The sequence below is a fragment of the Deinococcus sp. genome, assembly GCF_025362455.1.
GTDB lineage: Bacteria > Deinococcota > Deinococci > Deinococcales > Deinococcaceae > Deinococcus.
Window position 1 is genome coordinate 1 of record NZ_JANYGJ010000136.1, and the last position, 13,853, is coordinate 13,853.

Annotated in this window: 18 protein-coding genes; 6 read left to right on the plus strand and 12 right to left on the minus strand. The window is 63.0% G+C overall.

What is annotated here, in order from left to right; translation table 11 throughout:
* Positions 1–721 (minus strand): hypothetical protein (locus tag Q0R23_RS10610; protein ID WP_293912862.1); only part of this gene is annotated, 721 nt, incomplete at its 3' end.
* Positions 722–953: 232 nt separating this feature from the next.
* On the opposite strand from Q0R23_RS10610, the gene Q0R23_RS10615 reads away from it, so the two are divergent.
* A complete protein-coding gene (locus Q0R23_RS10615) occupies positions 954–2,108 on the plus strand; it encodes a hypothetical protein (RefSeq protein ID WP_293912864.1) in 1,155 nt (384 codons plus the stop codon).
* 129 nt (positions 2,109–2,237) lie between these two features.
* On the opposite strand, the gene Q0R23_RS10620 is transcribed toward Q0R23_RS10615, so the two are convergent.
* Entirely contained in the window at positions 2,238–3,167 is a 930-nt protein-coding gene (locus Q0R23_RS10620; protein WP_366520420.1) for an IS30 family transposase, read from the minus strand.
* A gap of 176 nt (positions 3,168–3,343) precedes the next feature.
* On the opposite strand from Q0R23_RS10620, the gene Q0R23_RS10630 reads away from it, so the two are divergent.
* On the plus strand, positions 3,344–3,889 hold the full coding sequence (locus tag Q0R23_RS10630; protein WP_293912866.1) for a hypothetical protein: 546 nt from the start codon (positions 3,344–3,346) through the stop codon (positions 3,887–3,889).
* A gap of 20 nt (positions 3,890–3,909) precedes the next feature.
* Here Q0R23_RS10630 and Q0R23_RS10635 read toward each other — a convergent pair whose 3' ends face one another.
* The 10 genes from Q0R23_RS10635 to Q0R23_RS10680 form a co-directional block, all read right to left on the minus strand.
* Entirely contained in the window at positions 3,910–4,113 is a 204-nt protein-coding gene (locus tag Q0R23_RS10635) for a hypothetical protein (protein WP_293912868.1), read from the minus strand.
* Positions 4,114–4,290: 177 nt separating this feature from the next.
* Positions 4,291–4,611 carry a roadblock/LC7 domain-containing protein gene (locus tag Q0R23_RS10640; protein ID WP_293912870.1) on the minus strand — a complete coding sequence of 107 codons (321 nt, stop codon included), beginning with the start codon at positions 4,609–4,611 and terminating at the stop codon, positions 4,291–4,293.
* Entirely contained in the window at positions 4,601–4,948 is a 348-nt protein-coding gene (locus Q0R23_RS10645; protein ID WP_293912872.1) for a roadblock/LC7 domain-containing protein, read from the minus strand. The genes Q0R23_RS10640 and Q0R23_RS10645 overlap by 11 nt, the downstream gene beginning before the upstream one ends.
* On the minus strand, positions 4,945–5,292 hold the full coding sequence (locus Q0R23_RS10650; RefSeq protein ID WP_293912874.1) for a roadblock/LC7 domain-containing protein: 348 nt from the start codon (positions 5,290–5,292) through the stop codon (positions 4,945–4,947). Before Q0R23_RS10650 ends, Q0R23_RS10645 begins: the two co-directional genes overlap by 4 nt.
* 133 nt (positions 5,293–5,425) lie before the next feature.
* Positions 5,426–5,890, minus strand: coding sequence for a putative toxin-antitoxin system toxin component, PIN family (locus Q0R23_RS10655; RefSeq protein ID WP_293912876.1), 465 nt, complete (start codon positions 5,888–5,890; stop codon positions 5,426–5,428).
* Positions 5,887–6,297, minus strand: a complete 411-nt coding sequence (locus tag Q0R23_RS10660) for a helix-turn-helix domain-containing protein (RefSeq protein ID WP_293912878.1) — start codon at positions 6,295–6,297, stop codon at positions 5,887–5,889. Before Q0R23_RS10660 ends, Q0R23_RS10655 begins: the two co-directional genes overlap by 4 nt.
* 108 nt (positions 6,298–6,405) lie before the next feature.
* On the minus strand, positions 6,406–7,002 hold the full coding sequence (recR, locus tag Q0R23_RS10665; RefSeq protein WP_293912896.1) for a recombination mediator RecR: 597 nt from the start codon (positions 7,000–7,002) through the stop codon (positions 6,406–6,408).
* Positions 6,999–7,295 carry a YbaB/EbfC family nucleoid-associated protein gene (locus Q0R23_RS10670; protein WP_293912880.1) on the minus strand — a complete coding sequence of 99 codons (297 nt, stop codon included), beginning with the start codon at positions 7,293–7,295 and terminating at the stop codon, positions 6,999–7,001. The genes recR and Q0R23_RS10670 overlap by 4 nt, the downstream gene beginning before the upstream one ends.
* A 361-nt stretch (positions 7,296–7,656) precedes the next feature.
* The gene (locus Q0R23_RS10675) at positions 7,657–9,120 is read right to left on the minus strand and encodes an NAD(P)H-hydrate dehydratase (RefSeq protein WP_293912882.1); all 1,464 of its coding nucleotides are present in this window, start codon (positions 9,118–9,120) and stop codon (positions 7,657–7,659) included.
* Between the two features lie 8 nt (positions 9,121–9,128).
* Entirely contained in the window at positions 9,129–10,043 is a 915-nt protein-coding gene (locus Q0R23_RS10680; protein ID WP_293912884.1) for a hypothetical protein, read from the minus strand.
* A gap of 241 nt (positions 10,044–10,284) precedes the next feature.
* Between Q0R23_RS10680 and rsmA the strand changes: the two genes are divergently transcribed.
* From rsmA to Q0R23_RS10700, 4 genes are all read left to right on the plus strand, one after another.
* Positions 10,285–11,151 carry a 16S rRNA (adenine(1518)-N(6)/adenine(1519)-N(6))-dimethyltransferase RsmA gene (gene rsmA, locus Q0R23_RS10685; RefSeq protein WP_293912886.1) on the plus strand — a complete coding sequence of 289 codons (867 nt, stop codon included), beginning with the start codon at positions 10,285–10,287 and terminating at the stop codon, positions 11,149–11,151.
* Positions 11,152–11,361: 210 nt separating this feature from the next.
* Complete coding sequence (locus tag Q0R23_RS10690) at positions 11,362–12,282, plus strand: carbohydrate kinase family protein (protein ID WP_293912888.1); 921 nt, start codon at positions 11,362–11,364, stop codon at positions 12,280–12,282.
* 59 nt (positions 12,283–12,341) lie between these two features.
* The gene (locus Q0R23_RS10695; RefSeq protein WP_293912890.1) at positions 12,342–12,728 is read left to right on the plus strand and encodes a 4'-phosphopantetheinyl transferase superfamily protein; all 387 of its coding nucleotides are present in this window, start codon (positions 12,342–12,344) and stop codon (positions 12,726–12,728) included.
* Positions 12,725–13,570, plus strand: coding sequence for an HAD family hydrolase (locus Q0R23_RS10700; protein ID WP_293912892.1), 846 nt, complete (start codon positions 12,725–12,727; stop codon positions 13,568–13,570). The genes Q0R23_RS10695 and Q0R23_RS10700 overlap by 4 nt, the downstream gene beginning before the upstream one ends.
* The last annotated feature ends 283 nt before the right edge of the window (positions 13,571–13,853 follow it).

The following is a 13,853-nucleotide window of genomic DNA, read 5'->3' on the forward strand; positions in this document are numbered from 1 at the left end:
TTTCGTTTCCAGCAGCATCCTTGAAGCTCCGGTACGTATAGCCGCCTATTGCTCCTTCCCTGATAAATAGGGTCCAGCCAAACTTGGAGAATGGTATTTTGTCATTTCCGGTGCTGGCTTGGAAACCGGCATCCACAGAACCACCGCCGGTCGCACTCCATCCCCCAGCATAGATATAAGGCACTGTATCTACACTAATTTTCGTTCCGTCACGATATTGCGACATAGAAATCTTGCTGTATTCATTTGTTTTGAGAAAGTCGGGGACCTGTGATAGAGGATTTCCTTTAACGCCGGATTGCCCATACGCCGAATACTCTGGGAGGATGATCTTGGCGTGCATCCAACTGGTGGCCTTGCTTGAGTCACCATAAGTCAAGCGGCGAAAAGGCCCTGATCTGCTGTTGCTCGCGTCTTTGCACTGTTGCCGCTCAGTGACCGTGGATAAGCCTGAAAGGCTCTCACCGCCCACGAGCGGGTTGGTGTCCTCGGCTGGCATTGGGATTTCATCTCCAGACTCGGTGTAGTACGTGTACCCCGGCTCACCTGGGTTGTCGGTCGCCTCCGCAGTGAGCACGTCCTGGACTGGTGCCGGTCTGGCATAGAAAGCCACGCCAGAGTCACGGATCTGAGGCGTCACGCCATACACCTGTTGTGCGCCAAGGTCCATAAACACTGAGTTCTGGCGCTCGGAGGGCGGAACAAGTGAGAGGGCGTCCAAGAAAGTCTCCCGGTCTGCTTCCTGAGGAACCCCGGACGCCAGCGAAGGATCAGGGGCGACCCAAGGTTCAACCGCTTCTGTCACCTCTCGCGATGCTTCTTGTGCTTGGGGCGGTGGCGTAGGCGTGGGCGGGACCATACAGCCGGTCAACCCACCGCAGGCCCCCAACATGAGGCCGACAAAAAGGAACTTAAATCCTATCTTCATAAAGTCAGAGTACGATATATTTCACATGAAGCCAATAGTTCTCATTTTTTCTGGACTGCTCACGATGGGGGGGTGGGCGGCTCCCCTTGTCTCGCTCAACGCCCCGATGGCTACGTTTGATTCTCTCAACAACAAAATCTACACATTTAAGTATATTAATGGTAATGACTTGTTCGTAGATGTCTACGATGTACTAAATAAAACAGTGAAGTCGGCGCTTATTTTGCCAAACGAGGTTAGATATATTGACTATAAGCGTTTGAACGAACCTTTGTCTTATGGAGATACTTGGTTTCAAGATCTAATCTTGACAGATCAAGATTCAAAGCGTATATTGTTAGGAAGAACAATTTACTCTTTAGACTCAAGGATTTCGCAATATATTTATAAATTTCCGACACAAGCGCTGCCCATAAAAAAGTTCATTTCCTTGAGCAAGCCATACCTTCTCCAAGGCGCAGGTTGCGATTTATGGCTGTTTGATGTGGAGAAACTCGAAATTACTCGTAAGCTCCAAATATGCAACTCCAACGTTCTTTTTGGAGGATCTTTAGACTTAACTTATGGGGATGCTGACGCCATATTCTACGATAATGGTAGACGCATGTTTGTCGCCTCTATATCATTTTATAGAATATTCTCTCTCAAGGAGACTAACACTGTTAAAATAAATTTCGATCCAAAAAACGTAATATACGAAAGCACTACAGAAGAGAAGGATAGAATGGATATGGGATGTTGCGGAAGATTTTATGGCGGCTCTTTGTCAATAAGTCCGGCAGAGGATTTGATCGCTGGTGGTGCTTACCGAGGAGAACCCGAAGACAATGGGAGAGGGCCTGTTGGCTGGGTAAGAGACGCACGCTCCGGTCGAGTGAAGTACACCCTTATTGGTCAATCTATCGCTATTTACCAGACTGAATTTAGCAAGGATGGACGTTTTCTGGCAACTAGAGGCGACTCGGAAATAAGCAACAATTGTTCGTCCAGATCAGACAAGCCACCCAAGGACCGATATGGCGATGGTACTATTGCCTTGAGAAGTCCGAGAAATGGAAAGATCATTCGCATCTACAAAAATGCTTGCACTGGCCCCTTCTTTAGCTCAGACAGTCGTTATCTATACTACAGTGACTATTTGAACAGAGTACATATGATTGACCTAAAAAACCCGCTTTGATTTGCTCGTGAGTACGTGCGGATGAATTTATCTCTTCTACATCACATAAATACGCTCAACCAATTTTTAGCATGTCTACATTATTTAAGCACTAATTTTCAACTTACTATAACTTAATACATGACGAATTCAAGTTGCTAACGCACGGTTCTGATGGTCGAAGTGTACCTCGTGCGGGGTACGAAATCCCAGCACTTTGCGGGGTCGGTGGTTGAGGGCGTGTTCAACGGCCAGGACGGTGCTGAGATCGACCTGAGTGAAATCTGTTTTTTTTGGGAAGAACTGACGGAGTAAGCCATTGGCGTTCTCCACCGACCCTTTCTCCCAGGGGCTGCGAGCATGGCAGGCGTAGGTGGTGGCGCCCCACTGCTCACCGAGGCCCTCGGTGAGCACGAATTCCCGGCCCTGGTCGATGGTGATGGTCTTGACCCATCGACCGTCCAGCACGCTGTCCATCGCCGCATAGACCTCCGTTGCGGTCTTGCGGCCCACCAGATTGAGGGTCAGGAGCCTCGAGTAGCGGTCAGCGATGACCACGAGACTGCCTTTGCCTTTGGCGCCTTCCATCAGGTCAGCTTCGAGATGCCCAATCTCTTGGCGGGTGTTGGCGGCCTCTGGGCGCTGCTCAATACTGGTCCACCAGGTCGGTGGGGTGCGCCGCTGTGAATGAGGACGACGATGGAGACGACTTCGACGCAGGTACGGTGTCAGTTGGGGGTGATCGTACACGTACTGGTAAATCCATTCCACTGAGGGGCAGGACTGCCCCTCCAACACACAGCGTCCATGAATCTGCTCTGGACTGTGGCACTGCCGCAATCGGTCTGTGACGTGTGCCCAGACGCACTCTGGCAGCCTAGGTCCATGACGGCGTGCGCGGTGCTGCTCAGCATCCTGCTGAGCGCCTTGGGCCGTATACGGCGTGCAGCGCTCCAGTTCCCGCAAGGTGGTCGTTCGGTGGACGCCAAGCTGCCTGGCGATCTGGGCAGCAGTATGACCCCCCTCATGGAGCGCTTCGATCTTGTACCGTAGAGCCAGCGTGATCCGGTGGTAGCACATGGTTTCTCCCTTGTCAGAGAAAGCGTAGCCCCTCCGGGTCACGCTGTGCGCTAGCAACTAGAATTCACCCATCGAAGGCCGAAGTTTTAGCTGATCCGGCGATATGGATAGAGTGATGTAGTTCACGAACTTGGACCAACCTTCAGGCGTGCCGACTCTCGCCTAGACTGAGCGCCATGAATCCACCTGTCACCGCTCCGGTTAGGCGTCATGCGGCTCGTCTGATTCTGCTCACGCTCCTGCTCGCTCCGTCAGCGCAGGCTGCCCGCGTGCCGGTTCCCGCGACGACGCTCAGCATCGAATTGCCCGCCGACTTTACCGCCATGACCACCGGAGCGATTGCCACCAAGTACGGCAGAGGCGGCCAGCGCCCCACGACGGTTTACTCGACGCCGGGTCCGAACTACTCGGTGAACATCGCCTTCCGGCTGGCCGAGCAGGCGGTGACGCCGCAGCAACTGCCCGAACTCAAGTCAGCGCTGGAAAAAGCCGTTCAGGCCACGCCCGGCTTTCGCTGGGTCAGCCGGGGGTTTACCAAGGTGGCCGGGCGCGAGTGGATCGTGCTGCGCTTCTGGGTAGACGGCCTCGACGCCCCGATCTACAACGATATGCGCGTGACCAGCGAAAGCGGCAAGATGCTGCTCGTCACGGCCAATTCCTCGACCTCGGCCTACAGCAAGTACTCCGCCAAGCTCACTGCGGCGCTGCTGAGTCTCAAATAACCTCCCAGATAACCCTAACTTCAGGGTAAGGCGGCTTGCTGCTCTGGTTGAACACGGGTCGCACGCGCTGCCGATGTCGGGGCCGGGCCTCTCAGGATAGTCGGCAGTACCAGCAGCAGCACCAGCAAGCACAAAATCATCAGGGCGTTGGATACCAGTCGCAGGGGCCGGGGCAGCATCAGGGCGTCGAGTTCGTGGGGTGCGGCGTGGCGGCTCGAATGCATGGGGGCTCCCGCAACATCGGAGCGGCGCCACTGGAGGCACTCACTTTCGACTGCTCCACGGAGCGTACAGGAAGGTCCGTTATCCGGGTGTTCATGTCGCGTTGGCCGACTATTGAGCCGAAACGGGGCGCCAGCAGCAGTCGCTGACGCCCCTTAATTCCGACCACACATACTGCCTTACAGTTTGCTGATCTCGCGGCGCACGGCGAAGCGCACCCGGCCCAGGTTGCCGACCTCATCAAAACCCACCACCAGCAAATTGAGCTGATGCGGCGTCAGCAGTACCGGGCCGCCCGCCAGATCCACCAGCAGGTCTTGCAGCTCATGGCCGCCGACGGTGGCGCTCAGGCTCTGGCCCACGGCGCGGGCGGCCTGCACGAAGCCGGTGTCGGGCAGATTGACCCCGGCGTTGTCGAGCACCTCGCCCGCCGGGCCGATCAGCGCGGCGTAGCGCACGCCCTTGGTATCGAGCATGCGGGTCAGCATCTCAGCGGGCATTGGCAGCTCCCGGCAGCGCCATGCTCAGCGCCATACGGGCCAGCGCCTGCTGGGCGGCGCGGGTGTCCACGCCCCGTGTCAGCGCCACGGCGGCCAGGTACGGCCCCGCCGTGACGGCCACGATCTCCAGCGAGTCGGTGGTGATCGCCAGGCGCGAGACATGGCCCACGCCGCCGGGCCGCGCCGCCCGCTCGAACACGGCGCGCAGGGCGCTGAGTTCGGCGGCCAGCAGTTCGGTGTAGTGGCCGTAGCTCTCCAGGCTCAGGCCGTCGGCGCCGCTGAGCACCGCGCCCTCCACGCCGGGCAGGTCGATGACTGGGCCGAGGTGGGCACTCACAGGAAGCTCTCCAGTTGCTTGAGGGTCTGCTGGCCGTAGATGCGGGCCTGGCCGAGATTACCGTGGCCGTCGAGCACGATCAGCAAAAAGAAGTCGCGGATTGGCAGCAGGTAGGCGCTGAGCGTCTCGCCGCGCAAAAACCATTCGCTGGGCGTGCCCCCCGACAGGGTTTGTTCATACGACTGTTTGGCGGCGCGCATCAGGCCCGCGTGTTCGGCGACCAGCAGGGTAAGGTCTACGTCGGCTTCCGTGTGGCCGTCCACCAGCAGACCGTCGAGGCCGCCCAGAGCCGCAGCCCAGGCGCCGTCTACATCTGTGACCAATTGTTTGAGGGCAGCAAGCATTTGGAGTCATCATAGCGGCCTGATCTTTCGGCGGCGTCACAAATGGGGAAAGGTGCGCTGGGCGGGGATTTTGGTGACTATAGGCACATTACCAGAGCGCCTTGAGGTTCGCGCGGTGGTCATACTCTGGCTTTCAAGTCAACGCCGAGCTCCAGTGGACGTTTTTCGGCTCGAAGATGGGCAGCCCCAGCTTGTCGCCAGCCCGCAGCAGATGCCTGTCTTTGGTGACCAAGGCGTCGGCGTCGGAGGTCATGAGCAGGTCCAGCAAGTACCAGTCTTTGGGGTCTGGACAGGAAGGCCAGGTCTGACGGTCGAGCCGAGAGTAGTACTCAGCGCAGCGGTAAAGCACCGATGCCAGATGAAAAGCGGCGCTCGGCGTCAGGCGACGAACTCCGAGGCGAAGAACTTGCGGATAGGTCAGCACTTGAGTCAATTCGGTGAAGTGTTCTTCAGCCAAGACAAACACCACCTCGAAAGTCTGGGCAGCTCTGAACAGGTCCACGGCTGGCCCGACCCGGCTGGTGGCGCCACTTAATATGACGTTGATATCAGGAATCAGGCGGAGAGTGGCGGGCGGTTCAAGACGCGGCTGGATCACTGTTCAAAGCGTTGCCGTCTCTTGGCAAATCGGGCTCGCAGATCGTCGGCAGACGGCTCCGGCGCCCGTCCTTCCAAACTGACCTCCGGACGTTGCGCCTTGGCCCAGGCAATAGCCTCGGTCAGCAGGTGTTCGCGTTCTGTGGGGCTCAGTTCGGCAAAGGCGGCCCGGAGCGCTTCGAGCGGGTCGGCGGCGACGGGTTCGCCGTGTGGGCTGTACTCACCCAGGCGACTTTGCACGGCCTGGCTGGGCACCCGGTAGCGTGGACGTCCCGCCGGAGTAACACCGATCCGGACGGCAGGCAGATCACCTTCCCGAATCTGGCGACGCACCGTATCGCCGCTGACATGCAGCAGCTTGGCGACTTCCGGAATGGTGAGGAGGGCCAGTGGAAGAAGCTGAGTCATAGTCTCAGAATACGCAAAAAAAGCAGAAAGCGCAAATCAAGTGAATGTGACACTAAAAATCCAGCGACCCCCCGGCTTCTCACCCCAGAGCGTCGCTTTCTCAGTTCCCTACTTGGTGATGCGCTGGCGCCCGCTGAGTGCCCGGCCCAGCGTCACCTCGTCGGCGTACTCCAGGGCGCCGCCCGCTGGCAGGCCGTAGGCGATGCGCGAGACCACCACGCCCAGCGGCTCGATCAGGCGCTGGATGTACATGGCGGTGGCCTCGCCCTCGACGGTGGTGCCGGTGGCCATGATGATCTCCATGTCGTCGCGGAGTCTGGGCAGCAGCGGCTTGAGGTGCAGCTTGTCGGGGGTCACGCCGTTCATAGGGCTCAGCACGCCGTGCAGGACGTGATACAGCCCGGTATACGCCCCGCTCTTTTCGATGGCGATGACGTCGCCGGGTTCCTCGACCACGCAGATCAGGTTCTGGGCGCGGGACGGGTCGGCGCAGACGTCGCACACATCGGTGTCGGTGATGTTAAAACAAATCGGGCAGTTGTGCAGCTCGCGCTTGGCCTCCAGCAGCGAGGCGGCCAGACGCTCGATGTCCTCACGCGGCTGCTCGAATAAATAGAAGGCCAGCCGCTGAGCGCTCTTGGGGCCGATGCCCGGCAGGCGCGACAGCTCGCGGATCAGTGCAACCAGGCTTGGTGGATACTTCAGAACATGCCGCCCGGCAGGCCCAGCGCCTGGGTCGCCTGCCGCTGGAGGTCGTCTGCCTTGCCACTGGCGTCTTGCAAGGCCACCAGAATCAGGTCTTCGAGGGCTTCCACGTCGTCACCGTCGACGGCTTCGGGTGCAATTTTGATGCTCTGAACCTTGCCGTGCCCGTTGGCGATTACCGTGACCAGGTTGCTGGCCGTGCCCGTCACCGACTGGGCGGCGAGTTCTTCCTGAATTTTGCTGGCCGCCGACTGGGCCTGTTGCATCTGCTTCATCAGTTTACGCATGTCCATGGTGTCGCTCCTGTGGGGCGCAGCGAACAGGTGCCATCTGTCTCAGACTGGACCTGAAAGCTCCTCTGCGCCGGGTAAGCCCAGTTTACCTTGTCGGGCCTTGCGCCGCCGCGTAGGCGTTCACGGTTGGGTAGGGGGCGGAGAATCTGGTCTGGATGCTGGCTGAAATCAAGTCGACTCCCCGGTCTTTCTATTGCGCCAGACCCGAATGCGCCAGACCCGAATGTGCCAGACCCGAATGTGCCAGACCCGAAACCATCCTTCACTTGTCATCCTGAGCGAAGCGAGGGATCTCAACGTCCGAACAAGTGATTGTCTATAAGAGCGACCACACGCTTGCCACTTGCATGAAACAACAAGCTCATTTCCCAGTTTCTTTCAACGCTAACCACGCCGCTCCCAACTGCGCTGACACGTCGCTGGCGATCAAGCCGTAGCCGTGGACCTCACCGGCCAGCTCACCCGCCCGCGCGTGCAGCCGCACGCCGACGTTCGCCGCGTCATGGGCGCTCAGGCCCTGGCCCAGCAGCGCCGCCAGCACGCCGCTGAGCGTGTCGCCCAGGCCCGCCTTGGCCATACCGGGATGCCCACCCCGCGCTACGAACAGGCCCTGGTCGCTGGCCACCGTACTCGGCCCGCCCTTGAGCACCACCACGCCGCCAAAATGCTCCTGCAAGGCCCGCGCCGCACTCAGCGGCTCACGGGTAATGGTGCTGCTCTCGGTGCCCAGCAGCCGCGCCGCCTCGCCGGGGTGCGGCGTCCAGATGACCTGGGGGTGCCCAGCCCCGGCCAGACCGGGTTGCAGGGCGTCCGCGTCGATGACGGTGGGAATGCGCCAGCCGAGCACCATTCGCGCTGCGGCCTCGGCCCCCGGTCCCAGGCCCATGCCGACAGCGACGGCACCGGGTTTTGGCTTTGCGTCCAGCTCAGACAGCACGACCTTGTGGGCCATCAGCTCCGGCGTGACCAGCGGAACGTCGGCCTCGCTGTAGATGGTGACCAGCCCCGCACCTGCCCGGAGTGCGCCCAGGCCAGCCAGTGCGGCGGCGCCCACGGTGCCCGGATGCCCGCCCAGCACCCAGACCCGCCCGGCGGTGCCTTTGTGCGTGTCGGCGTAGCGGACGGGCAGCAGCGCGGCGATCTCGGCGTCGGAGGGGCGGTGGGCGACGGCGGCTCCGGCGATCCAGGCTTGCGGAATCCGCAGGCTCGCCACCGTCACGACTCCGGCGGCGTGGGCGGCGGGGCCGAAGATCAGCGCCGGTTTGGAGCCGCCCAGCGTGAGCGTGTGGTGGGCGTAAATCACGGCTTCAGGTAACTCGGCGCTGGCCGCGTCCAGGCCGGAGGGCAGGTCGATGCTGAGCACATTCAGGCCGCTGGCATTCACCAGCTTGACCAGTTCGGCTACCCCAGGCCGCAGCGGCGGCGTGAAGCCGGTGCCCAGCAGGCCGTCCACCACGACTCCGGCCCGGTCCAGCGCCCGCTTGAGGTTGGTAGGGGAGAGCAACCTGACCCCGACTCCGCAGGCGTTCAGGCGCCGCCGGTTCAGTCTGGTCGGCGGATGCTTACTCGGTGAGGCCAGCACCTCCACCGCCCGGCCCAGCGCGTGCAGATGCCGGGCGGCCACCAGCGCGTCGCCGCCGTTGGCCCCACTGCCAGCCAGCAGTAAAACGGGTCTGGCGCCGTCCAGCTCGGCTTTGAAGTGGAGTTCAAGATAATCGGCCACCGCCCGGCCTGCCGTCTCCATCGTCAGGTCGAGGATTCCGGCGGACAACAGGCGAGCGTCGATGGCCCGCACGCCAGACGGCAGCAGGACGTATTCGGTCATGGCGTGGGTCATGGCCGCAAAAACAGGTAAAACACCAGCACGGCCAGCAGCAATCCCGCGATTCGCAGCACGTTCGGGTTCAGTTTGCGCGGCCCAGCGCCCGATCTGCCAGCGCCCGATCTGCCACCGATCAGCCGCGCCGAATCGGTTTCGCGCATCTGGCGCAGGCCCAGGCGCTGGCTCTTGCGAATGGCCTTGACCGATTCGCCCAGTTTGCCCTGGCGGCGCAGCGCCACGCCGAGGTTGTGCTGCGCCCCGGCAAAGTCGGCGTTCAGCGCGATGGCCCGGCGCTGGGCGGCCTCGGCGGCGGCGGGATTGCCAGCCTGCAACTCCAGGTTGCCGATGTTGCTCATGGCCCGGTAGTGCCCGGCGTCGGCCTCCAGCGCGGCCTCGAAGGCGGCCCTGGCCTGGGGCGCTTCCTCGTGGACGGCGTGCAGCACCCCCACCGCGTTCAGCGCCTCGGCGCGGGTCAGCGGCGTGTCCAGCGCCGGGCTCAGTGCCGAGCGCAACTCAGCGGGCTCGACATGCCGGGCGGTTTCAGCGCCCTCCAGACTGCCCAGCGCCACACCGAGCTGCTGCACGTCGATGTGGCGTCTTAGCGTCCGAAGCACGTCGGGTTCAGTGTCCGGCGCGTCCAGCTCGGCCTCCAGGCGTTCGAGCGTTCGGCGGGCCTGCGGGTAGCGGTGGGCGCGGAGCTGCTCTTGCAGGTCGTAGGCGGCCTCCAGACTTCCGACCAGGGCGCCCGGCAGCGGCGTGGGGCTCAGGCGCACGGCGGCCAGCGCCCGGCGGTACTCGCCCGCCGCCAGGAACGCCGCCCAGTCCAGATTGAGCCCACCCTGACCGAGCCCGTCTGTCGGCAGGGCACCGGGTTTGCGGAGGTCCGGCCCCGCCTGGCGCGGTTCGGGGGCCTTGAGGTCGGTCATGCGCAAAAGTATAGAGCAGTACTCCGAATTACGCCACGGGAAAAACAGCCTCCCCGCGCCTCCATTCTGCGCCTTGCTCAGTCAAAACTACTCGCTCCGCTCGGTCATAAAAAGACCCTTTTTATGACATCTGCTCTAGGGGGAGTCGGTGAGCGGCAACTGTTCAGCGCTGAAACCGCTTCGCCGCCCCCGCTCCCAGGCGCTATACTCCGCGTTCAGCCTGAATGGGCCGAACTCCTTTATGACGCACCCGACTCCTGACCTTGCCGCTGAAACCGACCACGCCGCGCCACTGTACTCGCCGCGCACGGTGCGCGAGTTGCTGGCCCGTTTCGGTCTGCGGCCCACCAAAAGCCTGGGTCAGAATTTCCTGATCGACGGCAATATCCTGCGATTGATCGCCGAGGCGGGCGGGGCGGCGCCCGGTGTCAGCGTGCTGGAGATCGGGCCGGGCCTGGGCGTGCTGACCCGCGAACTGGCCCGGCGCGGCGCCAGCGTCATTACCCTGGAAAAAGACGAGCGTCTGCGCCCGGTGCTGGAAGAGACGCTGGAGGGATCGGGCGTCAGTGTCGTCTGGGGCGACGCGCTCGACTATGATTACAGCCAGTTGCCGCCGGGCACGCGGGTGATCGCCAATCTGCCGTACTACATCTCCACGGCGCTGCTGAGCCGCTTCATGGCCGCGCCCGGCATCGTCTCGGCCACCGTGCTGGTGCAGCGCGAGGTGGCCGTGCGCCTGAGTGCCGTTCCCGGCCAAGACGGCTACGGCTACCTCTCGGCGATGACCTCGCTGCACGGCAGCGCCCGGCTGCTGCGCGACGTGCCCAAAGGCGCCTTCTACCCGGCGCCGGAGGTGACCAGCAGCGTCGTGCGCCTGGAGTTCAGCGGCAAGCGTCCCACGCCCGAATTCGTGAAGTTTCTGGAGGCCGCGCTGCACCACCGCCGCAAGACCCTGCGCAACAACCTGCGCCTGGTCGGCTTTGATGGCGTAGTCATCGACGCGGCCATTCGCGGCGCTGGCCTGGGCGAGAGCGTGCGGGCCGAGGACATTCCGCTGGCCTCGATGGCGCAGATTTTCGCTGGCCTGCCGGTGCCCGCGCCCGATTGATCCGGCGGTCCCGATTGATCCGGCAGTTCAGCCCGGTCCCTGAGCACCGGCAGCGAACTGCGCCTCAGCGTACAGTCTCGTGCGGGCGCGTCGACGTGCTGGAGGTGAGTTTTGGCCTGCCCCGGCGGCGCGGTGTATGATAAGCGTATCTAAGACAGCAATTCTCCCGGCGACGGCCTTCGGCGAGTGGCGTGGGTGTGGGGGTTAGACGTGAAGTTTTATGTAATCGGCGACGTGACGGTGGACCATCTGTATCACCTGGACCACCTGCCCGCACCGGGCGAGGAGGTGGCGCCCAGCCGCGCCACCATGCAGCCCGGCGGCGCCGGGGGCACCATCAGCGTGACCCTGGCCCGCCTCGGTCACAGCGTCACGCTGGCGGCCCGCGTGGGTCAGGACGCCCTGGCCGATTTCGCGCTCTCCGGCGTGCGCAGCTCCGGCGTCTCGGAAGCCGCCGTGCAGCGAGACGCGCAGGCGCTGACCAGCACCATCACGGTGATGCAGACCCCCGACGGCAAACGGGCCATGATCAGCTACGGCGCCGCCAACCGCGAACTCGATGCCAGCAAGCTCAAAAAGAAGGACGTGGAGGGTGCCGACGCCCTGATTATCTCGGCCTACAGCCTGATCGGCGGGCCGCAGCGTGAGTATTCCCTCAAGGCGATGGGCATTGCCCAGAAAGCGGGCGTGCCGGTGTTCATGGACCTGGGCACCGGAGCGGTCAACGCGGTGGGTATGGAGCTGCTTGACAGTGCCGTGAGTGCCGATTATCTGCTGCTCAACCAGCACGAGCTGCTGGCCCTGACCGGCACGCACAGCATCAGCGCGGCGCTGATTACCCTGGGCGCACGCGGCGCCAAAAAAGTCATCGTCAAGGTCGGCCCGATGGGCAGCATCATCTGGACCCCCGACGACACCGAACTGGTGGACGCCGTGCGCGTCGGCGCCGAAGTGGTGGACACCACCGGAGCCGGTGACGCCTTCGTGGCGGCCTTCGCCCACGCCGCCCTGAATGGCCGCCCGCTGGCCGAGGCCGCCCGCCTGGGCAACGCGGCAGGCGTGCTCAGCGCCACCAGCCTGGGTGCCCAGGCCCGACCCATGAGCGTGTCGGAGTTGGAAGCGCTGACGTAGAGACGGGGTGTGAGGCGAGCAAGGCCCACTTCCCACGCCCCACATGTCAGAATGCCCGCGTGATTGTCGCTATAGGACACGACCTCGTTGAAGTAGAGCGTATCCGGGGTCTGACCTTGCGCGAGGGCCACCGCCTGGGCAAGCTGTTTACGCCCGGCGAGCAGGCTTACTGCGCCCTCCATGCCGACCCGGCGCCGAGCTACGCCGCCCGCTTCGCCGCCAAGGAGGCCTTCCAGAAAGTCTGGCCGCGCCCGCACCGCTGGACCGACGTGTGGGTCGAGCGGCCCCGCACCCAGGGTGGCCCGTTTCCCTACGCGCCGCCGGTGCTGGGCTTCTCTCCCGCCATCCTGGCCGAGATGCAGGCCAACGGCTGGGTGGCCCACCTGACCCTGACCCACACCCGTCAGCACGCCTCGGCGGTGGTCGTGCTGGAAGCGCGCAGATGACCGGTGCTGGAAGCGCGGTGAATCCGCACCATCAACCGCTCCGGCTCCTCGCCACCGACCTCGACGGCACGCTGCTGAGCACGGCGGGCACCGTCAGCAAACGCAGCCGCCGCGCCCTGGCGTCGGTGCAGGCGGCGGGCGGCGTGGTGGTGCTGATAACAGGGCGCCCCTCGCGGATGGTGCTGGGGGTGGCCGAAGAACTGGGCCTGATCGGTCACGTCATTTGCAGCAACGGCGCCGCCACCCATCGCCTCAGCGACGGCGCCGCCGAGGAGCGCCTCAGCCTGGCGCCCGAAATCCTGCGCCGGGTCATTCCGCTGCTGCGGGCCGCCGTGCCGGGCATCGGCCTGGCGCTGGAATGGGGCGACGCGATGGCCGCCGAGCAGTCTTACCGCCGCCTGCCAGAGAGTGACGGGGCCGCCGACGTACCCGACATCCTCGGTGTGATCGGCGCCGGGCATCCGGTCCTGAAGGTGATGGCCCGCTCCGCCCGTCACGCGCCGCCCGACCTGGCCCGACTCATCAACGCCTGCTGCGGCGCCGAGGTCCACGCCTCGACCAGCGGCGCCCCCTTCGCCGAGATCGCCGCGCAGGGGGTCGATAAGGGCGCCGCGCTTGAGCGGCTGTGCCTCCGGCTGGGCGTCACCCAGGGCCAGGTGATCGCCTTCGGTGACGCCCCCAACGACCTGCCGCTGCTGGCTTGGGCCGGATACGGGGTGGCCGTCGCCAACGCCGACCAGGCGCTGCTGGAGCTGGCCGACGAGGTGGCGCCGAGCAACGACGCGGACGGCGTGGCGGTAGTGGTAGAGCGGCTGCTGGATGTAGGGCGGTTCGGGCCGTGAGCTGGTGTGGAGTAGGGCGGTCAGGTTTGTCGCCTCAACATGGTCGTTTTTCAAGCTGAGCGGCGTCCGCAAGCTCAGGATGACAACGTTCTTTTGAAACGAGATCAGGGCGATTCTCAGATAGTAAACCAAAGTTGTGCTGATCCTTCGCCCTTTAGAGCAGCACTCCGAATTACGCCACGGGGAAAACAGCCTCCCCGCGCCTCCATTCTGCGTCCTGCTCAGTCAAAACTACTCGCTCCGCTCGGTCATAAAAAGGGTCTTTTTATGACATCTGCTCTAG